23 protein-coding genes are annotated in these 22721 nt (G+C 42.4%); 12 read left to right on the forward strand and 11 right to left on the reverse strand.

Annotated features, from left to right (window positions below; all coding sequences use genetic code 11):
• Window positions 1-20: 20 nt before the first annotated feature.
• On the reverse strand, window positions 21-1511 hold the full coding sequence (locus tag FCN25_RS08500; RefSeq protein ID WP_137223774.1) for a SulP family inorganic anion transporter: 1491 nt from the start codon (window positions 1509-1511) through the stop codon (window positions 21-23).
• A gap of 664 nt (window positions 1512-2175) precedes the next feature.
• Window positions 2176-2760: a hypothetical protein gene (locus FCN25_RS08505; protein ID WP_137223776.1), complete on the reverse strand. Its 585-nt coding sequence runs from the start codon at window positions 2758-2760 to the stop codon at window positions 2176-2178.
• Window positions 2761-3211: 451 nt separating this feature from the next.
• Here FCN25_RS08505 and FCN25_RS08510 point away from each other — a divergent pair, with 451 nt between their 5' ends.
• The 9 genes from FCN25_RS08510 (at window position 3212) to envZ (ending at window position 11825) form a co-directional block, all read left to right on the forward strand.
• Entirely contained in the window at window positions 3212-3544 is a 333-nt protein-coding gene (locus tag FCN25_RS08510; RefSeq protein ID WP_254693743.1) for a hypothetical protein, read from the forward strand.
• Between the two features lie 183 nt (window positions 3545-3727).
• The gene (gene cyoA / locus FCN25_RS08515) at window positions 3728-4765 is read left to right on the forward strand and encodes a ubiquinol oxidase subunit II (protein ID WP_137223778.1); all 1038 of its coding nucleotides are present in this window, start codon (window positions 3728-3730) and stop codon (window positions 4763-4765) included.
• A gap of 2 nt (window positions 4766-4767) precedes the next feature.
• Entirely contained in the window at window positions 4768-6750 is a 1983-nt protein-coding gene (cyoB, locus tag FCN25_RS08520; protein ID WP_137223780.1) for a cytochrome o ubiquinol oxidase subunit I, read from the forward strand.
• The gene (cyoC, locus tag FCN25_RS08525; RefSeq protein WP_137223782.1) at window positions 6750-7370 is read left to right on the forward strand and encodes a cytochrome o ubiquinol oxidase subunit III; all 621 of its coding nucleotides are present in this window, start codon (window positions 6750-6752) and stop codon (window positions 7368-7370) included. The genes cyoB and cyoC overlap by 1 nt, the downstream gene beginning before the upstream one ends.
• Window positions 7370-7699: a cytochrome o ubiquinol oxidase subunit IV gene (gene cyoD / locus FCN25_RS08530; protein ID WP_137223784.1), complete on the forward strand. Its 330-nt coding sequence runs from the start codon at window positions 7370-7372 to the stop codon at window positions 7697-7699. Before cyoC ends, cyoD begins: the two co-directional genes overlap by 1 nt.
• 12 nt (window positions 7700-7711) lie before the next feature.
• A complete protein-coding gene (gene cyoE, locus FCN25_RS08535; RefSeq protein ID WP_137223786.1) occupies window positions 7712-8644 on the forward strand; it encodes a heme o synthase in 933 nt (310 codons plus the stop codon).
• Between the two features lie 187 nt (window positions 8645-8831).
• Window positions 8832-9638 (forward strand): hypothetical protein, encoded by an 807-nt coding sequence (locus FCN25_RS08540; RefSeq protein ID WP_137223788.1) that lies wholly within the window; start codon window positions 8832-8834, stop codon window positions 9636-9638.
• Between the two features lie 117 nt (window positions 9639-9755).
• A complete protein-coding gene (gene ompR / locus FCN25_RS08545; protein ID WP_137223790.1) occupies window positions 9756-10481 on the forward strand; it encodes a two-component system response regulator OmpR in 726 nt (241 codons plus the stop codon).
• A 3-nt stretch (window positions 10482-10484) separates the two neighbouring features.
• Window positions 10485-11825, forward strand: coding sequence for a two-component system sensor histidine kinase EnvZ (envZ, locus tag FCN25_RS08550; RefSeq protein ID WP_137223792.1), 1341 nt, complete (start codon window positions 10485-10487; stop codon window positions 11823-11825).
• A gap of 103 nt (window positions 11826-11928) precedes the next feature.
• On the opposite strand, the gene FCN25_RS08555 is transcribed toward envZ, so the two are convergent.
• The 6 genes from FCN25_RS08555 to FCN25_RS08580 all read right to left on the reverse strand — a co-directional run bounded on the left by FCN25_RS08555 (window position 11929) and on the right by FCN25_RS08580 (window position 17273).
• Window positions 11929-12402, reverse strand: coding sequence for a peroxiredoxin (locus tag FCN25_RS08555; RefSeq protein WP_137223794.1), 474 nt, complete (start codon window positions 12400-12402; stop codon window positions 11929-11931).
• 32 nt (window positions 12403-12434) lie between these two features.
• The gene (locus tag FCN25_RS08560; protein ID WP_137223796.1) at window positions 12435-12947 is read right to left on the reverse strand and encodes a DUF2937 family protein; all 513 of its coding nucleotides are present in this window, start codon (window positions 12945-12947) and stop codon (window positions 12435-12437) included.
• Between the two features lie 180 nt (window positions 12948-13127).
• The gene (locus FCN25_RS08565; protein ID WP_137227368.1) at window positions 13128-13478 is read right to left on the reverse strand and encodes a cupredoxin domain-containing protein; all 351 of its coding nucleotides are present in this window, start codon (window positions 13476-13478) and stop codon (window positions 13128-13130) included.
• A 9-nt stretch (window positions 13479-13487) separates the two neighbouring features.
• Window positions 13488-15725 (reverse strand): heavy metal translocating P-type ATPase, encoded by a 2238-nt coding sequence (locus FCN25_RS08570; RefSeq protein WP_137223798.1) that lies wholly within the window; start codon window positions 15723-15725, stop codon window positions 13488-13490.
• Window positions 15725-16171 (reverse strand): MerR family transcriptional regulator, encoded by a 447-nt coding sequence (locus FCN25_RS08575; RefSeq protein WP_137223800.1) that lies wholly within the window; start codon window positions 16169-16171, stop codon window positions 15725-15727. The genes FCN25_RS08570 and FCN25_RS08575 overlap by 1 nt, the downstream gene beginning before the upstream one ends.
• A gap of 208 nt (window positions 16172-16379) precedes the next feature.
• Entirely contained in the window at window positions 16380-17273 is an 894-nt protein-coding gene (locus FCN25_RS08580; protein ID WP_137227369.1) for a LysR family transcriptional regulator, read from the reverse strand.
• Window positions 17274-17418: 145 nt separating this feature from the next.
• Here FCN25_RS08580 and FCN25_RS08585 point away from each other — a divergent pair, with 145 nt between their 5' ends.
• Together FCN25_RS08585 and FCN25_RS08590 are read left to right on the forward strand one after the other, a co-directional pair.
• The gene (locus FCN25_RS08585) at window positions 17419-17862 is read left to right on the forward strand and encodes a DoxX family protein (protein WP_137223802.1); all 444 of its coding nucleotides are present in this window, start codon (window positions 17419-17421) and stop codon (window positions 17860-17862) included.
• A 49-nt stretch (window positions 17863-17911) separates the two neighbouring features.
• On the forward strand, window positions 17912-18607 hold the full coding sequence (locus FCN25_RS08590; RefSeq protein ID WP_137223804.1) for a pirin family protein: 696 nt from the start codon (window positions 17912-17914) through the stop codon (window positions 18605-18607).
• A gap of 78 nt (window positions 18608-18685) precedes the next feature.
• Here the strand turns inward: FCN25_RS08590 and FCN25_RS08595 are convergent, their stop codons facing one another.
• Genes FCN25_RS08595 through FCN25_RS08605 form a run of 3 tightly spaced genes read right to left on the reverse strand, consistent with a single transcriptional unit; the run spans window position 18686 to window position 20859 of the window.
• A complete protein-coding gene (locus tag FCN25_RS08595; RefSeq protein WP_175405844.1) occupies window positions 18686-20266 on the reverse strand; it encodes a PepSY domain-containing protein in 1581 nt (526 codons plus the stop codon).
• Between the two features lie 15 nt (window positions 20267-20281).
• Entirely contained in the window at window positions 20282-20539 is a 258-nt protein-coding gene (locus tag FCN25_RS08600) for a hypothetical protein (protein ID WP_137223808.1), read from the reverse strand.
• A gap of 2 nt (window positions 20540-20541) precedes the next feature.
• Window positions 20542-20859 (reverse strand): hypothetical protein, encoded by a 318-nt coding sequence (locus FCN25_RS08605; RefSeq protein WP_137223810.1) that lies wholly within the window; start codon window positions 20857-20859, stop codon window positions 20542-20544.
• A gap of 548 nt (window positions 20860-21407) precedes the next feature.
• Between FCN25_RS08605 and FCN25_RS08610 the strand changes: the two genes are divergently transcribed.
• Complete coding sequence (locus tag FCN25_RS08610; protein WP_137223812.1) at window positions 21408-22706, forward strand: cytochrome c; 1299 nt, start codon at window positions 21408-21410, stop codon at window positions 22704-22706.
• The last annotated feature ends 15 nt before the right edge of the window (window positions 22707-22721 follow it).

The raw sequence follows: 22721 nt of genomic DNA on the forward strand, positions 1-22721 counted from the left end.
TATATTGTGTTGCTCAGGGCTTAGTGACCAGACATCATTTTTTCAACTTCTTCAGGCTTATCGTGCACCCCGAATTTATCGACAATAGTTGAACTGGCTTCGTTAAGGCCGATTAACTCAACCTCGGTTCCATCACGACGGAATTTAAGTACCACTTTATCGAGTGCCGATACTGCGGTAATATCCCAAAAATGTGCCAGTGATAAATCAATAGTCACCTTCTCAACCACTTCTTTAAAATCAAATGAGTTACTGAACTTATCGGCAGAAGCAAAAAAGACTTGGCCAATAATTTGATAATGCCGGCCCGTTTCAGCTGTGGTTTCTGCACTTTTAACCACCATAAATCGACCGACTTTATTAGCAAAGAATAACGATGCCAGTAATACCCCTACAAATACCCCAATCGCGAGGTTATGGGTAGCAACAACCACCACAACCGTGGCCACCATCACAAGGTTAGTCGACATTGGGTGATGTTTAAGATTACGAATCGAATCCCAAGAGAAAGTACCTATAGATACCATGATCATTACCGCAACCAATGCCGCCATAGGAATAAGCTTTAACCAATCACCGAGAAATACGATCAAGATAAGCAAAAAGACACCCGCCGAGAATGTTGATAAACGTCCGCGACCGCCAGATTTAACATTGATAATAGATTGACCAATCATGGCACAACCAGCCATACCACCCATTAAACCTGCACCAATATTGGCAATACCTTGGCCTTTACACTCACGGTTCTTATCACTTGGAGTATCGGTTAAGTCATCAACAATTGTGGCTGTCATCATCGATTCCAACAAACCCACTACGGCAAGACCCGCTGAATAAGGAAAGATGATCATTAAGGTTTCAAGGGTTAATGGCACTTCAGGCCAAAGGAAAATAGGTAAGGTGTCAGGCAGCTGGCCCATATCACCTACGGTGCGGATATCGATACCCATAAACACCGCAACAATGGTCAGTCCGACAATACACACTAAAGGCGAAGGTAAGGATTTACCAATGACAGGAATTAACGGGAATAAGTAGATGATACCAAGCCCTGCTGCGGTCATGGCGTACACATGCCAAGTCACGTCAATTAACTCTGGCACTTGAGCCATAAAGATTAAAATAGCCAGCGCATTGACAAAGCCTGTGACCACAGAGCGCGAAACAAAACGCATCAAATTACCTAGCTTTAAGTAACCAGCAACTATTTGCAGCACACCTGTTAATAGGGTTGCCGCGAGTAAGTATTCAAGCCCGTGCTCCCTAACCAAGGTCACCATTAATAGTGCCATAGCACCTGTTGCAGCAGAGATCATTCCAGGACGACCACCAGTAAAGGCAATCACAACCGCAATACAAAACGAAGCATATAGGCCGACTTTAGGGTCTACCCCTGCAATAATAGAAAAGGCTATTGCCTCTGGGATTAGCGCCAGTGCAACCACAATACCGGCTAACAGATCTCCGCGTATGTTGGAGAACCACTCTTTCTTCATGGTTTGTATCATGTTATTCACTCTGTTTAAAATTAGTCATTTACTCCAACAACACCCGTCAACGCTAGACATATACATCTGCGCACACCAACAAAGGTTTTAATTCGTCAAACGACGGGATGCTATTGAGATTATGGGGTAAAGCAAAACAACCACCAAGCAGGTAGCCACTACAGATGGATCGTAGTGATCCAAGAAGGAAGGATTAACTAATGCGGCTTAATGTTCATTATAAAAAATAACCTCGTTAAACGCTAAAAAGCGTAAGGTTTGTTTTTAAATTATACAAGTACAACCTAAAACAGCGCAGAAGAATAGCGCTGAACGGGTTAAAAGTCAAAATGCATAAATAAATAACCACTACGCTGGCTATGGTCAGATTAGTCTTATTTATGACATAAAAGTCATTATATCCCTTGATTAATTGAGTTTTTTTTACGATAAACTGAGAGAAAACTTTATTTCGACTAAATAGGTAAAGGCAACGACTTTTTGGCAACCATAAATTTAACAACATGATTACTGGTAGTTTGTTATTTAATTTATCGTAAACACGCCAAATTATTATTTTTCGACCGCAATAGTATAAAAATGAAGAGTAACACTTTAATCAGATTAACTCAGCCTAACGTTGCTAACCTAGGGTACTGTTTAACTACATGGCTTACTAAGGCTATTACTCGTTAATATAAAGATCACTTTGCTTCAGCACATTCCGAATAAACTCTGGATCGGCTAAAACGGTTCGATAAATCCATTTATAAAAATACTTGGAGTTAGTCGATACCACCTCATTAGCTTTTTGTTTGCCTAGCAACTCTGTAAGTGCATCGTACTCCAGTAGACAAACCGCAAGATGTAAATAGGTTGAAAACACACCATCAGCACCTTCTGGTCCAGTAATTGGTGCATTGGGGTACTTTTGCTTCAATGTAGCAACCACCTTATTGACCTCTATTTGGCGAGAGTCTTCAAACCAATGAATTTGTTCATGCAAATATTGCGATAAAAATGAACCATCATCGCTTGGGCGGCTTACAGTGATCGTTAGTGTTGGGTGACTATATGGTCTTGTTGCCGACTCATCTATCAGTACCTTGTCTGTAAATGTCCATTTGGCTAAATCATATTGTTGAGTCACTCGTTCTAATTGTAACTGTTTCAATTTTTCTTTGTCTGTATGGCTAGTTAACTCAACATCTAATTGAGCGTTCGCCCCAAATGTCAGTAAAGATAAAAATAACAACAAATGATATTTCATGGGTTCTCCTTGATACCAAAATTTACCGCCCAAATTTAAAGACCATAAAGTGACTCTACATTAATCAATAAACGCTGCGATAAATGCATAAGCTATGCAAGCTAAAATACATTATCACTAAAAAGCCCTCATTAGCCGACAGAATTAAGTGCCACACATCACATTATTGTCGTTATTGGGATCTTTAATCGTAATAATGTGGTTAAACATGTAATATTTTAGTTAAAATACTGTTTCAATTAAGATTTATTTAATAATTTCATGGTTCCCCTAGCGTGATTCACTTCCAATTACTAGCCCCTTATTGTTATTCTCCTGCCAATGATAATTACTAGCTGGATCTGTTGATTCAACTGCCCACTCCTTTAAGCTCAGCCGGAAACGTTTGTTGAAATTAACCTGCTACCAATACCTTGCTAAGCCGCTTAATCGTGTCGCAAGGCTTTCCAAATTGAGTAAAGCACATTTAACCTTGTGTTTCGGGTTACTGTTGCTGCAGCCTTTAGCTGATTCATTATCTATGTCGATGGGACATGTTGTCGATATCAGTGAATTTATTGCCGTTATTGACACCTTATTAGCTGAAATTATGGGCGCAAGCTTACTAGGTCTACTGATATTAAATCCATTGGTTATCGACCAATTTTGGCGTTTATTCAACCTCAATTCTACATTTTGTAATCTCCTTGCACTTAGTTACGCGTTAAGTGCCTTATCTGTTGTTGTCCCTAAATCTCTTGAATATCCTGCCCACGGCTGTCGTGCTCCTCCTCTACAAGCTTAAATTTTTTAATTTAACTACATCATTCTCAAAATCGATATTGCCTTAAGACGAATGCCGAAATCACTGATAGTTGATTTGGGTTAGTCCTTTGGTGAGGTTATTTGCGTTCGATGATTATTCTGCAACTGCCGATCCTCCCCTATTGGCAGGGTAGTAAGCTTTTAAGGTGAGAGGAATCTTCCTTTGTTAATTCGAAATTTAAGTAAACTAGCGCTGGCTGCATTAGCATTTATGCTCGCGGGTTGTGAAGGCGGCGTGCTGGACCCCAAAGGCCAGATCGGCATAGATGAGAAGCATCTCATTATTGTGGCGACATTGCTGATGCTGATTGTGGTAATCCCAGTCATTTTCATGACCTTGTTTTTTGCATGGAAATATCGTGATGGCCGCGATGAAGAAATTTATGCGCCTAAATGGGCACACTCAACCGCGATTGAAGTTGTCGTGTGGGTCATCCCGATTGTTATTGTGATCATTTTAGGTGTTATCACTTGGAATTCGACTCACGATTTAGATCCCTATAAACCGTTAGTGCATGACGCTAAACCCGTTACCGTAGAAGTGGTGTCGCTGGATTGGAAGTGGTTATTTATCTATCCAGAATATGGCATTGCGTCGGTTAACGAATTGGCCTTCCCTGCCAATGTTCCAGTTAACTTCAAAATCACTTCAGACACGGCGATGAATTCATTTTTCATTCCGCAGTTAGGCAGCCAAATTTACTCAATGGCAGGCATGGCAACCAAGCTACACCTTATTGCTAATGAGCCGGGTACCTTTGAAGGTATTTCAGCTAACTACAGTGGTGCTGGTTTTACCGGAATGAAGTTTAATGCCATTGCAACTGCAACTGCAGGAGATTTTGATGCCTGGGTTGCTAAGGTAAAACAACAAGGTAACACCTTGGATGTTGAGCAATATAAGCAACTAGCCCAAAAAAGCGAAAACAACCCTGTTCAATATTATGGGTCAGTGCAACACGGCATGTTTAATTACATTGTTATGCAGTACATGCATCCAGACTCGAACATGAAATCAATGGGCAGTATGGAAGGCATGCACGACATAGGCAATATGGAATCAATGTCTGGTATGGATCATACCCAGCATATGCAAAATATGGAGCACATGACTGACACAGACGCTGAACCACATTCTGGAAAAAAACCTACACACTCAACCACAGAGCATTCTTCGATTGCTTCTGGGGAGGCGGAGTAATCATGTCATTTCTTGGAAAATTAACACTCGAGTCTATTCCGTATCATGAACCGATTATCATGGTGACCCTCGCGGCTGTCGCTATTATTGGTGTCATTATTGCGGCCTTAATCACTAAACATCAAAAATGGGGTGTGCTTTGGCACGACTGGCTAACCTCAGTTGACCACAAAAAACTCGGTATTATGTATATCGTGCTAGCTATGGTAATGCTGGTTCGTGGGTTTTCTGACGCGATTATGATGCGAACCCAGCAAGCTCTTGCCACTAATGGCGCAGCGGGTTATTTACCACCAGAACATTACGACCAAATCTTCACCGCCCATGGCGTGATTATGATTATCTTTATGGCGATGCCATTTATGATTGGTTTAATGAACTTGGTCGTACCGCTGCAGATTGGTGCCCGCGATGTGGCATTCCCATTCTTAAACAACTTAAGTTTTTGGCTCACTACATCTGGGGCGATATTAATCAATATCTCGCTTGGATTAGGTGAATTCGCCAAGACTGGTTGGGTAGCCTATCCACCCTTGTCAGAGTTGGCATACAGTCCGGGGGTGGGGGTTGATTATTATATCTGGGCCTTGCAGATATCCGGTATCGGGACAACCTTAACCGGGGTGAATTTTATCGCCACTGTGTTAAAAATGCGTGCTCCGGGCATGAAGCTGATGCAAATGCCCATTTTCACCTGGGCTTGTACTTGGGCTAACGTGCTAATCGTTGCGTCATTCCCAATTTTAACCGCTGTTTTAGGTATGTTGACCTTAGACCGTTATTTAGATTTCCACTTCTTTACCAATGATGGTGGCGGTAACGCCATGATGTACATCAACCTATTTTGGGCTTGGGGTCATCCTGAAGTATACATTTTGGTATTACCGGCTTTCGGTATTTTCTCTGAAGTGTTTTCAACCTTTACTTCGAAGCGCTTATTTGGTTACACCTCTATGGTGTGGGCAACGGGTGCCATTTCAGTACTTGGCTTTATTGTGTGGTTACACCATTTCTTTACCATGGGCTCGAGCGCTAACGTTAACGCCTTCTTCGGGGTGATGACCATGGTGATTGCGGTGCCGACTGGGGTAAAACTGTTTAACTGGTTATTTACCATTTATCGCGGTCGTTTACGCTTTACCGTGCCAGTATTGTGGTCCTTAGGCTTTATGGTGACCTTCACCATCGGCGGCATGACCGGAGTATTGTTAGCATTACCTGGCGCTGATTACGTACTGCATAACAGCTTGTTTTTAATCGCCCATTTCCATAACACCATTATTGGCGGTGCGGTATTTGGCTATATGGCGGGGTTTGCCTACTGGTTCCCTAAAGCAATGGGCTTCAAACTCAATGAACGTTTAGGAAAAGCATCTTTTTGGTGCTGGCAAATTGGCTTCTATTTGGCCTTTATGCCGCTGTACGTGCTTGGCTTTATGGGTATGACACGTCGTCTTAATCATACCGATAACCCAGCGTGGAACTTCTGGATTTATTTTGCGGTTGTGGGTGCCTTTGTCATTCTAGTCGGTATCATTTTACAGTTTGTGCAATTGTATGTGAGCTTCCGAGACCGTGAACAAAACCTTGATACAACAGGCGACCCATGGAATGGCCATACGCTTGAGTGGTCAACCTCTTCACCACCACAGTTCTATAACTATGCCCAGTTAGATCCCGTAACAGACATTGATGCGTTCACCGACATGAAAGAAAAAGGCACGGCCTATCAACGTCGTGAAACATACCAGCCTATTCATATGCCTAAAAACACCGCTAGCGGAATATTCATGGCAGCGGCTATTACCGCGATGGGCTTTGCTGCTATTTGGCATATTTGGTGGTTAGCCATTGTCGGATTTGCGGGTGCGTTTGTGTTGTTCTTACTGCGTGCTTACGACAATGATGTTGACTACTACGTGCAGCCAGATGAAGTCGCGCGTATTGAAAATGCACACATAGATAACGTAGCAAGGGGTCGATAATGAGTATTGCTATTAAAGCAGATTTACACGTGGCTCACGCTGCAGATCACCATGATGAACATGACACTAGTGGTAGCACTTTATTCGGTTTTTGGATTTATCTAATGACCGACTGTATTTTATTCGCTTCTGTTTTTGCGACTTATGCAGTCCTGTATATGAACACCGATGGTGGTGTGTCGGGTAAAGATATTTTCGAATTAGATTTCGTGCTTATCGAAACCGCCGCCTTGTTGGTCAGTAGTATTACATATGGCTTTGCCATGATTTGCGCTAAACACCAAAAGAAGGCCGCCACATTAATGTGGTTGCTGGTCACCTTCGCATTAGGTTGTGCGTTTATTTCGATGGAAGTGTACGAGTTTAGTCACCTGATTGAACACGGCAATGGTCCAGATCGCAGTGCCTTTTTATCAGCATTTTTTGCCTTAGTCGGCATGCATGGTTTGCATGTTACCGCGGGCTTAATTTGGATGCTGGTTATGATGGTTGAAGTCATCAAGTGCGGTTTAAATAATCGCAGCATCACTCGCCTAAGTTGCTTAAGTTTGTTTTGGCATTTCTTAGACATCGTGTGGGTGTGTGTGTTTACTGTTGTTTATTTGTTAGGAGTCTTGTGATGAGCAATGCACATTCAAGTCACGGCGAAGGCGATTTTGCCGCTAGCGTTAAATCTTATTTCGTCGGCTTTGTATTATCGGTGGTCTTAACCGGTATTCCATTTTGGTCGGTAATGACTCACAGCTTTACTCATGACACCACCTTATGGATTGTAGTCGTAGCGGCAATAGTACAAATCGTGGTGCATTTAAAATACTTCCTTCATTTAGATTTTTCTAAAGAAGGCAGAATCAATACATTCTCGTTCTTATTCACGGCCTTGATTATTGTCATGGTTGTGGGTTTGTCTGTGTGGATTATCTACGCAGCCAATGAATTGATGATGTAACCGACAGCTATCATGAATAATCAAGGTCAATCTATGTCAGCACAATTAACCTCACGCTTACGAGGATATGTTCAGGTAACCAAACCAGGCATCATCATGGGCAATTTAATTTCTGTCGCGGGCGGCTTTTTACTCGCGGCTCAAGGCAATGTTGATATGACCTTGATGTTTGCCACCATGATAGGTCTGTCTTTGGTGGTAGCGTCGGGTTGCGCAATCAATAACTGCATTGATCGCGACATCGACGCCAAGATGAAGCGTACTCGAAACCGAGTTACCGTTACCGGTGAAATATCAGTACAAGCGGTATTGAGCTTTGGTATTGGGCTAGGGATTATTGGCTTTGCCATGCTGGCGATATTCACTAATAGCCTAGCGGTGTTATTTGCCGCCATTGGCTATGTAGTTTATGTCGGAGTATACAGCCTGTATATGAAACGCAACTCGGTTTACGGCACTTTAGTAGGCAGTTTTTCGGGTGCGGTTCCACCCGTTGTGGGTTATTGCGCTGTCACAGGGCAAATGGACATGGGCGCGGTTATTTTACTGTTGATGTTTAGTCTATGGCAAATGCCCCACTCTTATGCGATTGCGATTTTTCGCTTTGACGACTACGCCGCAGCCAACATTCCAGTATTACCTGTGGCTGAGGGCATGGCTAAAGCAAAATTGCATATAGTGCTCTATATTGCGGTGTTTGCATTAGTGAGTGCGCTATTACCGTTAGCGGGTTACACAGGTGTCGCCTTTATGGCCGTTACCTGTGCCACCAGCTTGTGGTGGTTAACCATGGCGTTAAAAGGTTATCGTCACGGCATAAACCTGCAGTCTTGGGCTAGGCAAGTGTTTGGATTTTCCATTATTACCATTACTGCATTAAGCGTGACCATGGCATTGGACTTTCAAGTCATTCCACAAACGCCGTTACTGACATGGGTGCAATAAATTAATACTAAAAAATTAAGCCCGCCACATTATGTTGCGGGCTTTTTTATTTGATTAATTGGCGATTTTGACTAGGATTAGCTCTTATTAGATTTAGTACTCACTTAATTTAGTACCTACCTAATACTGCCGCTCACGGTGATAAAAATCGGAATTTCTGCAGCAAACATAAAAGGATCTTATGTTTATGGTGCCACATAGCAATCAACTCACATCGCCTTTGCTTACCACCTTTAAAAGCATCACTCTACTGTTAGCGCTGGCTTCTGGTTTATTCACGATCAACCCACTGCATGCGAACCACGAATTACAGGTAACTGAATCTACCCAAGCTATCTTTGGCAATTGGATAATAGACACGTCAGAGAAAATAACACTGTTGCAGTTAAATCCTGACCACAGTTACTTACACATCGAATTTAACTTGCTTGAACCACAAAATAGCGTCGCTGAATGGGGCCGAATAGACATAAATGCCTCAGGCATAAGCTTTATCCCAAGCTATAGTAATAATTCGCGACAAGGCCTTGTTGCATATCAAATGAACCATCCAAAACTACAAATGGCACTAACCCTAGAATCCGCAAAGTTAGTATTTACTATCGACACTAATGCTGACAGCGTGATGGATGAACAACATGACTATCAAGCCTACCCCATTCAATCAATCTACGGTGTATGGCACCAACAAATGACCTCAGCATTAAGCAGCTTGCTGTTACTCGACAATGGTTATTACGCCGTAGTGAATATTAACGTACACCAAGACCCGCAAGCCCATCCACAGTACACTCACTTACAATGGGGACACTTCGATATCCAACAACACCAACTTTTCATCAGTCCTATTTTTGATAACCATCCACAGCAAAGTGTTAGTCAACTCGGCATTATACCAAGCATTATTTATCACCAAACAAACCAACAATTAGCACTATCTTTTGACAGCGATAAAGACAACTTAAGTGACCGTTTCCAGCTATTTACGCGATAAACTTTCATTTACAGCTATTTAGTTACAATTTCTGCCACAATCAGCTATTCAAATTCAAGCGATTACACTTCATACTGAGTCATTACTTGTATCAATTTAGTGTTAAAAGGATATTTCATGGGCCAAGAAACCTCTAAGATTCTCGTTGTCGATGACGACATGAGATTGCGTTCATTATTAGAACGTTACTTGATTGAGCAAGGCTTCCAAGTTCGTAGCGCAGCCAATGCAGAACAAATGGATAGATTACTTGAACGTGAAAACTTCCATTTATTAGTACTCGATCTGATGCTGCCTGGCGAAGATGGCTTATCCATTTGCCGCCGTTTACGCCAGCAAGAGAACCCAATTCCAATTGTGATGCTCACAGCTAAAGGCGATGAAGTAGACCGTATTATCGGCTTAGAGCTTGGTGCAGATGATTATTTACCTAAACCATTTAATCCACGTGAGTTATTAGCACGTATTAAAGCGGTCATGCGTCGCCAAATTGCCGAAGTGCCTGGCGCACCAGCGCAGCAAGAAGAAATGATTGAGTTTGGTGAGTTTTCACTAAACTTAGCCACCCGAGAAATGTTTCATGGTGACGAAAGTATTGCACTTACCAGCGGTGAGTTTGCTGTACTTAAAGTATTGGTAAACCACCCTCGCGAACCTTTGTCGCGTGATAAATTAATGAACCTTGCTCGTGGTCGTGATTATTCAGCTCTTGAGCGTTCAATTGATGTCCAAGTTTCACGCTTACGTCGTTTAATTGAAAAAGATGCTACTAACCCGCGATATATCCAAACGGTTTGGGGCTTAGGTTATGTATTTGTCCCCGACGGCACCACACGAAAATAATCAATGAAACTTAAGTTAAAATGGTGGCAACGCTTCTTACCCAGAAGCGCCTTTAGCCAAACAGTATTACTTATTGGCAGCTTATTGCTGATTAACCAATTAGTATCATATTGGTCGGTCGCCGTTTACTTTATAAAACCCAGTTACGAACAGATAAACCAACTTATCGCTCGTCAGATTAATATTTTATTTGTTGATGGGGTTGATGTTGGCCGTGAACACCTCACCATGGTTGACGCCTTAAATGCCAAAGTTCGCGACGATGGCATGACAGTTTACAACTTAAAACAAGCTCAAGAAGCTGGGCTGAGTCGAGCCACTTATTACAGTTTTTTGTCTGAGCAAATGTCGGTTTACCTCGGCGGTGAGGCCGAAGTACGTTTTTCACAGGGCGAAAATCTTGATGTATGGATTAAACCACCGCAAGCGCCATCCTTATGGATAAAAGTGCCACTGACCGGCATTAATGAGTCGGACTTATCACCATTAACCCTCTATTTATTAGTCATTGGCGCGCTCAGTGTTGCCGGCGGTTGGTTATTTGCCCGTAGGCAAAACCGCCCGTTAAAAAGATTACAGAAAGCCGCGGTCGCGGTATCAAAAGGTGATTTCCCTCCACCGCTACCATTAAGCGGTTCTACCGAAATAGTTGAAGTAACTCATGCCTTTAACCAAATGGCCAATAGCATGAAACAACTAGAGCAAGACCGCGCTTTACTGATGGCGGGTATATCACATGACTTACGCACACCATTGACCCGCATTAGATTAGCATCTGAAATGATGGTGGAAGACGATCAATATTTAAAAGATGGTATCGTCACCGACATTGAAGATATGGATTCGATTATTAACCAATTTATTGCTTATATTCGTAACGACCAAGAAGGCATTCGCGAGCCGGATCAAATTAATCGCCTAATACAAGAAATCAGCCAACAAGAATCGCACCGTGAAGGCACTATAGAATTATCTCTAGCTGACTGTCCCGACATTGCCATTAATAGTGTGGCAATCAAACGGGTATTAAGTAACTTGGTCGAAAATGCCTTTCGCTATGGTAATGGTTGGGTAAAAATCAGCTCATATAACCAAGGTAATTACCTATGCTTTAGCGTAGAAGACAATGGTCCAGGCATTGATGAAGCCGAAGTTGAGCATCTATTCCATCCTTTTACTCAAGGAGATGCAGCTCGCGGTAGTGTTGGGTCCGGATTAGGGCTGGCGATTATTAAACGCATTGTCGACCGTCATCATGGCAAAGTTATGTTGTCTAACCGCCCTCAAGGTGGCTTAAAAGCACAAGTATGGTTGCCGTTAATCGATAAAGAACAATATAGCTAAGCTAGCTTAAAGAATACTTATAAAAATGGGCACCTAATTAGATGCCCATTTTTTACATTCGCAATCGATTACTCACCGGTTACTTACCGACGGATAACATAGATTACAGTGCAGCCATTACCACTTCAGCGGTACTCACGCCAAATGACTTACCTTCTTCAACATTCAATAATGTCACTACACCATTGTCGATGACCATGGCATAACGTTGTGAACGAATACCGCCAAAACCAGCAGTGTCCATCTCTAAACCTAATGCTTTAGTAAAGCTAGCATCACCGTCGGCTAGCATCATTAATTCAGAAGCATTTTGTGCTTCGCCCCATGCCTTCATGACAAATGCATCGTTAACGGCAACACAAGCAATAAGGTCAACACCTTTAGCTTTAAACTCGTCAGCAAGTACAACATAGCCGGGTAGATGAGCCTCTGAACAAGTCGGCGTAAATGCACCTGGCACAGCAAATAACACTACTTTTTTACCCGCAAATAATTCAGTCACATCGTGGTTAACCATGCCGTCTTTTGTCAGTTGGCTTAAGGTAGCTTTTGGTAAAGATTGTCCTGTAGCGATCATAATATTTCCTTGATTAATAATAAAAAAATAGCTTATCGTGGAGTTAAAACCCTACGACAGCCCATATATAAAATAGACAGTATTAATTCACACAACATCGACACTAATAGCCCAAACAGTAATCCTATGGCAATGGCATGTGGTTTCAATAAAATGACATAACTGTATGCCTGCCAAGCCTCTAATTGAATATCTTTTTGTGGGGCCAATATTATTTGCTGATAAGGACTATAACTATGTTGATGAAAACGGCCCAACGCTTGAGTCAATGATGTATAGCGCTGATAGAGTGATTCAATGCTTTCACCACCAGCACTGAATACTGGGTCGTTATTTTGTTGGTAGTGGCGGATGAGTTTACTTATATCACCAGCAAAAAATCGGTCGGCATCACGCTGAAACTCGGCCAAACTTAGCTTAGCTTCAAGCTGGTGTGCTTCGAGTCGTTGACCGTATTGATCGACAAAGCCGGGAACTTGAATACCAATTAATACGCCACTCACAAATAGTACCAAACGAATGTAGTCCATTAAACGTCGTATCATGATGTCATCGAAAAATCAGTTGTAAACGAATCGCCACAATATCACCAATTACGCAAGTAAGCATCTTGAATAAACAGATGTTAACTTGCGTAACGGGTATGCCTTTTTCAAAGCTTATGTGGCCCAGTAGTAAGCATCAAGGTTTTATTGATGCCGACTTAGCTCAACCATTATCTAGGTTTACTCAACCAGTAATACTCCTTTATACATCTGCATTTGGCAATGAAACGGATATTCACCTTTGGCTAACGCTGGCAGCGAAATTACCACAGGTTTATCAAGTGGTAACTCTTCGCTAATGTCCAAGTCTGGAAATAACAAACTTGCAGAGCACCCTGCTTTGTCTTGGCGTAAAAAAGTTAATTGCGTTGCAGTATTAGCCGGCACGGTTATTCTTGCCGGAGAGTAAACGCCGTCTTTAACCACAATAGCGTTATTTGCTTGATGAGTAGCGGCTTTGGGTTTATACAACCAAAACCACCAAACGATAAGGGCAATCAATGCCACACAAAATAAGTTAATTAATAGCATCATTCACTCCTAGTGTTGTTGGGGGGTAAAAAAGCGTAAACGATTGGCGTTGCTCACCACAGTTAATGATGAAAATGCCATTGCAGCACCAGCCACCACAGGATTAAGTAATACGCCAAACACTGGAAATAACACCCCAGCAGCGAGCGGAATACCCGCCGCATTGTAAATAAACGCACCCACTAGATTTTGTCTAATGTTGCCTAAAGTCGCTTTACTCACTGCTATGGCATCTGCTAAACCGTGTAGCGATCCCCGCATTAGCGTTATGTCGGCACTTTCAATCGCCACGTCCGTTCCGGTCCCAATAGCAAAGCCGACATTGGCTAAAGCCAGCGCTGGGGCATCATTAATACCATCGCCAGTCATGCCAACCACTTCACCTAAAGCTTGTAATTCGGCCACTTTTTTGGCTTTATCTTGTGGTAATACGTCGGCAAAAAAGTCATCTACACCCACTTTGGCAGCCACTGCAGTAGCTGTCGCATGGTTATCCCCGGTAAGCATAATCACCTTAATACCACTGCTTTTAAGCCTTGCTATGGCGGCAACAGAATCAGCTTTAATCGGGTCAGCCACAGCAATCACTGCCGCTAGTTCACCATCGATAGCAAAATACATTGGCGTTTTGGCGTCTGCCGCTAACGCCTGTGCTTGTTGCTGATAATCGCTTAAGGCAATACCTTTCTCACGCATTAATTTCTCATTACCAAATAATAACTGAGCCGATTGATACTGAGCTTGGACACCAAATCCTGCAATAGCAGTAAAATTTTCAACATTGAATAAGGTTAATCCCTTATCCGTTGCTGCTTGGACAACAGCTTGCGCAAGCGGATGTTCGGAATGTTGCTCAATACTCGCGGCCAATTGCAATACCTGTTGTTCTTCGCGTCCATTCACCACTATGATATCGGTGATTTTTGGTGCACCTTCGGTAATGGTGCCGGTTTTATCTAAAATCATGGTGGTAATAGTCGATGCCGTTTGCAGAGCTTCACCATTACGAATAAGCACACCAGATTCAGCAGCTTTACCGACACCAACCATCACCGACATGGGTGTTGCTAACCCTAACGCACACGGACAAGCGATGATTAATATTGTCATCGCCGACACTATGGCGTATCCCACTGAGGGTTCAGGCCCAAAATTGAGCCATACCATGGCGCTGATAATGGCAATAATCATCATTGCAGGAACAAAATAGCTCGAAATAACATCTGCCATTCGGCCAATAGGCGGTTTGGAGTTCTGCGCCCGCTTAACCATAGTAATAATGTGTGCCAAAGCCGTATCTTTACCAACACGTGTGGCGGTAAAAGTAAGTGACCCCAGTTTGTTTAATGTACCTGCTACCACATCATCATTAACGCTTTTTTCAACAGGAATAGGTTCACCAGTCAACATCGATTCATCAATAAAACTACTCCCCTCAACGACCACACCATCTACGGGAATTTTTTCACCTGGTCGAACACTGACTTTATCGTTTAATTGCACCAAGGCAATATCAATATCGACCGCTTTACCATTGCGCATCACCCTAGCCGTTTTAGCTTGTAAACCAATTAAGCGCTTAATTGCTGCAGAGGTTTTACCGCGCGCCTTGACCTCTAACGCGAGTCCAAGATTGATTAAACCAATGATCATCGCGGTCGCTTCAAAATAGACATGGCGCGCCATTTCTGGCAATAAATCTGGTGCAAATACCACCACCATAGAGTAAATCCAGGCAGTGCCTGTTCCGAGCGCAATTAAGGTGTCCATATTGGCACTATGATGGGTAAATGATTTCCATGCGCCAGTATAAAAATGCTTGCCGGAGAAAAACATTATCCCTAAGGTCAGCACACCAATTGCTCCCCAAACCAACTGTTGTATTGGGTTAGTAACGGTCATGTCACCAATAAACAAACCATAAATCATCAGCGGGATACCCACTGCCAATGCGACTATAGTGTGTTTTATTAGGCTTCTATAATATATTGCATCAGCCTGTTCTTTTTCATCGATGGCATCTGCACCACTTTGATCGTTAATCAAAATAGCGTGATAACCGGCTTTTTCAACGGCCTCAAGCAAACTAGCGACTTCAACTTCTCCGGTGACCATCACGCTACGATCAGCAAAGTTCATTTCAGCCTGCTCTACTTGTGCGACTGTTTTAAGGGCTTTCTCAATTTTGCCAACACAGCTGGCACAACCTGCACCCTCTATCAATAATTGGGTTGTTTGGGTATTCATCACAAAGTCTCCTTATCACTAGCTTGACAAGAGGTTTCATGGTTTGGATCAAATCCCTCGATCAAGTGGCAAACCATGGCACCAGTGGGCGCCAACGCTGGCAGATTTTCCCACTCGAGTACGGCTTTAGTTAGCCTATTACGTAACGTTAATGTTTCATTGAACAGTTTTTCAGTTTCGGCCAACTTTTGGCTAATGAGTTGCTTCACCATGATACAAGCGCTTTCACCATGATCCGTTTTAGAAAAGATCACTTTAATTTCATCTACCGAAAAACCTAAGTTTCTGGCACTCAGGATAAATCGCATTCGCGATACTTCTTTATCACGATAAAATTTATAACCATTGCTGGGTGATTTTGTCGGGACGAGCAGGCCGATTCGGGTATAAAAACGAATGGTGTCTGTGGTAACGCCCAATAAGGCTGCGAGTTCACTCACTTTCATAAAGACTCCTTGGGGTAACGACTGTATTGAATAATAAGATCTAGATAAATAAATCTACTGAGCATATGCAACGACTGTAAACCTATGTCTAACACCCATGTCAAGCGACCAATAACGGAGAATCAACAAAAAGCCAAAATGCATATTCATTTGAGTGTGACATCAACATCCTGACGTTGGTCATTGAGCTCGTTGCTTCGCTTAGACTTTATAATCCCCAATCGGCTTTAGGTAAATGCTCCACAAACCAGTCGAATGCGCGGCCTTGATGATCTTTATGCCAAGCAATATACAAACTTTGATTTTGTCTTGGAATTGAACAGGTTTTTTCAATCAACTCACCACTATCAAAAAAGCATTGCACCATATGTCTGGGTAAAAAACCAATCCCTAAACCTTGTAACTGTGCTGCTATCTTGGTTTCCATGGTGTTAACTTTAATCACTTGTTTGCTTTTAAAAAGACCACTACTGCGAGTAGGTAAAAGTTGTGATGTATCGGCGACCACCACCGAAATATAGTCTGTTAGTTTGTCGGCTTCTAATACGCCATCAACAAACGCTAATGGATGATGTGGAGCAACCGCAAACACAAATTCAATTTCGCCTATTTTATGGGTTTGAAACACACCTCTTGGTAACTCGCCAGACGCACCAATTACAATATCGGCGCGTCGACTATGCAATGCATCCCAGCCACCACCTACGGCTTCAACATCCACACTAATGTCGACCGAGTGTTCTAGCTGATTAAATTGTTCAATTAATTGAAACAACTTACACTGGGGGATAACCGTGTCGCGTGATAGCCGTATTTCACTTTCCCAACCAGATTCTAATTGTTGCACAGAATCAACCAACCGATTGGTGGCTAACAAAATCTGTCGTCCTTGCTCTAATACAATTTTACCTGCGGGCGTCAGTTGTGCTTTTTGCTTTGTACGGTCAAATAATGCCGTGCCCATATCATCTTCAAGTTTTTTAATGGTGTAAGTCAGTGCTGACGGCACTCGATATAACGATGCTGCTGCAGCAGCAAAACTGCCCTTACGTTCAATTGCATCTAAGGCGCGTAATGCGTCGATAGTGATCGAATTTTGCATCATTCCTCCATATTCAAATAATTTGAACTTTAACGTCAGTTTATTCCGATTTTTTATTCTATCAAGTCCCAATATACTTCTTATCAACCAGTGAGAGAGGCTCACTAGAAACAAACAATGTTTAAATTTATTGAGGATATATACCATGAAAGCACTCCTGAAACGCATCACAAACTCTACAGCAGGTTTTAGCACATTGGCATTACGTTTACCTGTTGGGGTTATTTTTATGGCTCATGGTGGTCAAAAGTTATTCGGATGGTTTGGCGGTTATGGCTTAGAAGGTACAGGGCAGTGGATGGCATCGATTGGCATTGAGCCAGGTGTATTAATGGCTTTCTTAGCGGGTTCAGCAGAATTGATAGGTGGATTGTTCATTTTACTGGGTTTACTTACCCGCCCAGCAGCGGCTGTACTCGCATTTACTATGATAATCGCCATTGCTAGCGTACATATCAGCAACGGTTTATTTATGGCAAACAACGGTTATGAATTTGCATTAGCACTGTTGGCCTCCAGTGTGTCACTCGCATTTTCTGGTTCTGGTAAGGTCGCAATCGATAACGCCATTACCGATAAATTATCTTAAATAAACCAAACGTCTGCTTAGTTTTTTAATTGTGCCTTAGGAGATAGTTATGATTACATTACGTCTTGCAAGTGAACGCGGAAAGGCCAACTTTGGTTGGTTGGACAGCAAACACAGTTTTTCATTTGGTAGCTACTATGATCCAGAGCAAATGGGCTTTTCAGCACTGCGAGTCATCAATGATGACAGCGTCACTCCTGGTGCCGGATTTGCCACTCACGGCCACCGTGACATGGAAATTATCAGCTACGTACTTGAAGGCTCTATCGCCCATAAAGACAGTGAAGGCAATGTTGAAGTATTGCCAGCTGGTGAGTTCCAATTAATGTCTGCTGGCAGTGGTATTACTCACAGTGAGTACAATGCATCGGCTACAGAACCACTGAAGTTTTTACAAATTTGGATCCAGCCAAATACCTTAGGTAATACACCTAGATACCAGCAAAAAAACTTTGGTCAAACAGTGGGTCTAACAACAATTGCTACGCCAACGGGTGAAAATGGTACCCTGAAAATCAAGCAAAATTCGACTTTGTCGCAACTGATTTTGGCACCGCATTCAGAGTTTATTTACACCGTAGAAGCAACACGAAAAGTCTATGTGCATCAAGTTGCTGGTGAGTTAGTCGTAGACACTGAAATACTCGCTGCAGGTGATGGTGTAAAGATAACTGATGCACAAACGATCACGTTGAAAAACAATCAAGACGACCAGTCTACTGCATTAATATTTGATTTACCGTAACCTAATAGCTATGTGAATACTGCTTTTGCCTGCGATAGATTATCGCAGGCAAAAGCAGTCACTGATAACACAAGCCAATTAGTTTACTGTGATTGCGTTTTCTAGCCGAGCGGTTTGATTGGTAGTAGTCAGTTTTACGGCAGTAAAAATACACACGGCAACCATTAATCCCATCCCAATCTGTACCCCTATGACACCATGGTATCCATTTTGCCATAACGCTAATATTTGCTCAGGAAACAATAACCAATCAGCCACAATCGTGATGATCAATATGCTACTTGTGAGCAACAGTAACTTGCTAATATGACGCTTAATATCATTCACTTTTAAGCTGCATAACATGACAGCTAACAGTGACGCGACAAAACACCCCACTAGCCATCCGCTTCGTCCATATAAGGTTGCAGGCAATAGCCGTTCACACAAAAAACCAACTGCTGTCGCCACAATAATGCTACCACAACCGCCAATCGTCATTGCTGTCACGATAGCAATACTGCGCGGTGAAGACTGGCGCTGAACACGACGTTTATCGAGCCATAACATGTTGCCCGCAACAATCATGGCACTGATCGCCATCGCCAAGATAAAGTACAAAATACGAATATCTACACCAGCAAAGTTACTGAAATGCAACGACACAAGCACATCTCGACCTTGACGAAATACATTATAGTTATCGGCGTTAACTTTATTTATTACGCTGCCATCTTGCACTCGATAAGTCACTTCATCACGTTGAGCAAAACTCGCTGTATCGGTACCACGCACTTGTACTAAGGCATTTTCAGCACCGTAATGATGGAAAATAATATTACGTAATTCAAAGTTAGGTTTCTGTTGAGTTTGCTCAATTAAATTGAACGCATTATCCATACCCAGTGGCGTTTCACTTCGAAGCTCAGTGGTACGATTAAAACCTGCATCATTAAACAATGCTTGTCGATCGCCCTGATAAATAAACACCACAAAAGCCAATTGAAACACTATGGCCAAGTTAAGGATCAAGCCGCTTAGCGCATACATCAAGGTAAAGGGAATGGTCATCACTCCTACTACGGTATGGAGATCGAGTAATTTATCCCGGCGCTGTTTATCGACTCGATACAAAAAGAAATGTTTCAGTAATTTACGTGCATGGATAAAAATTCCTGACACCAGTGCAAATAAAAATATCAACGCCACCATACCAATCAGGTAACTACCACCGGGTAGATCTAAGTTGTAATGCAGGTGATAAATAAACTGTGATAGATAAAAATCATCTTTACCCGCCACTGTGTCACCACTTTTAGGATCGACCAATATCGCCATTGAGTGACTATCAGACGGCGATTGTGCGCCAATAACATCTAAATAAAAGATATAATAAGGCACCAGTTCGGTAGGCATGTTAATCCGAAAACGACCATTATAATCAACCGGATATTCAGCCAACTTTTGCTCAACGAGTGTTGCTAACGGAATATCTACTTGGGTGTTATCGACTGGATGATGTGGCGTGATGGCCCATTGTGCAACTTCATCGTGAAACAAGGTCACCGCGCCGGCCCAAAATACCAAAAACAATAAAGGTGAAATAATTAACCCAAGCCAACTGTGGGCTTCGATAAGATTTTTAATGACTTTATGCTGTACGGGAGGATTAGATTTCATTGAGGTATTCATAACTTAGGTTTGAGAAAAAAATAACAACGCATTGATAAAGCTACTGGCCACAAGCCATTTTACGCACACGACACTCGCCGCCTTTGCGCTATTGCGGCTGTAACAGAATGCCATCACCCCAACCCACACACAAAAACCCAGCATTAGCCCAACAAATAGTTTTACATCTACAGCTGCGGGTAATATTCGAAAAACGATGAGTATTAAACTGATTGCCAGTAGTAATCCCCATAAAAAAGCGGCGAACGACTTGGGCCACATAATTATTTAACCCCAACGAGCATAATGCTGACAAACAACGCAAAGCCGAACGAGCTCACCCAAATACTGCGACCTTTATAATGCGACGCCACCAGCACCAGTAATATCCACATTGTCATCATACAAATTAGCACCATTAAACTGGCAACTAATAGGCTGTAAGTATGGCTAAACCCCCACACTGCAAATAGCACTGCTACACCACATAAGCTCCAAGCTAATAATTTAGGGAAAGGCAAACTCAAAAGCTGCTGTTTATCGGATGCCAAATAAGCAAACAAACAGCCAAGCCATAAAGAAGAGACACTGATAAGTTCCATCTGATACATTCCCAACCCATTTAACGCAAATGATAATGATTTGCATTAATTATCCCGAATGTAGTTGTTTAATACAAGCTGATTATGAACCAAGCTTATAAATAATATCCAATATGTGATCTTTTAGCCTTATAGATACACCTTTTGCAGTAGTCATGACTATCAATATTGATATAAAAGTCATTTCACCACATGCATCAGTATGCCGATGAGGCAATCAAAAAATAGCAAACGGAATGGCCGTTAATACTAACCTTAGACAACTAGGTTTACGGCAACATAAAAGCAACCTTAAAAACCTTTACTTAACAGTAAGCTAACTAAAGGTTCTTTTTTTACAATCCTCGTGTTACTCGTCACATTGCTGATGTATTATGTGACACTAAGACATAAATAAATGAGTCAATATCATTTCTGGACAAAGGCCTTCCCCTTGCTTAGGATTAATATTTGACCAATCATAATAATAATACAAAGTCGAACAGGGAATGTTAGATGAGATATTCCCTTCTCTTTATCATTTTTTATTTAAAATAAGGCAATGTAATATGCTAAAACGCATCGTTTACGGCGTATGTGGTGCAGCTATTGTTGGGCTTGGTGTATTCAGTTTATACGCTTGGCACCCTGCAATTGATCCCGTCGTACCCACTCAAACAGATTATTCTCCACAAGTTATCGAACACGGAAAAATCCTTGCTGCAGCAGGTTATTGTAGTACTTGTCATACTCCGCCAGGCGGTACGGCTTATGCTGGTAACTATGAAATGCACACCGACTTTGGCACCATTTATTCAAGTAATATCACCCCTGATGTTGAAACGGGTATTGGTAGCTGGTCACAAGCCGCTTTCGCTCGCGCCATGCGCACAGGTGTGAGCCGCGATGGACACCATTTATTACCAGCGTTCCCTTTTGAACACTTTAATAAAATGACCGACGATGACATTAACGCTATTTACGCTTATATCATGACGTCTGTTCCTGCGGTTAACCAAGTCAAAAAAGAAAACGGTATTCCATTTCCGCTTAACATTCGCTGGTTTCAAGCCGGCTGGAAACTGCTATTTGCTGACACCCAACCTTTTGAGGTCAACAACAAGCAATCTGCTGAATGGAATAGAGGTGCTTACTTAGCTGAAGGTATTGCTCACTGTGGTGCCTGTCATACTCCACGTAATGCTTTAGGGGGTGAAAAGTACGCACAAATGTACCAAGGTGCTGCCATCGATGGATGGATTGCACCATCGTTAACCTCTACTAGCACTTCACCAATTCCTTGGCGTTCACAAGATTTTTATGAATACCTCACCACGGGTAATTCTCCATATCATGGTAGTGCAGCAGGTCCAATGGCGCCAGTTATGCACAAAGGCCTGTCAGCTCTACCAGACAGCGATCTACAAGCTATTAGTGGTTATTTTGCCAGCCTTGCCCGCACCAATAATACCGATGAGCCAGACTCGAGTAGCACTTTACAAGCTGCGATAACGGCACAACATCAACAGCCAGATCAACGGCTTGATGAAGGTGCACGTTTATATGCTACAGCTTGCCAAGCATGCCACTACAGCAGCGACCAATTAGTTAAAGGCCGACCATTAATTACTATCGGTTCAGCGACCCATCTTGATAAACCAACTAACTTGATTAACGTAATACTGGATGGTGTCCGGAGCGATCAAGGAATTAGCGGTGTGGTAATGCCAGGATTCCGTGATGCACTTAGCGATGAAGACATTACTGCTATAGCAGCTTATTTACGTCAAGCAGCTGGGGAAAACACCTGGCCGAAATTACAACAACAAGTGGGCGAGATCCGCAATCAACCCCGATTTGAGCACTAATTCACTGGAGAAGTG

The organism is Shewanella sp. MEBiC00475 (assembly GCF_005234075.1).
Taxonomy (GTDB): Bacteria; Pseudomonadota; Gammaproteobacteria; order Enterobacterales; family Shewanellaceae; genus Shewanella; species Shewanella polaris.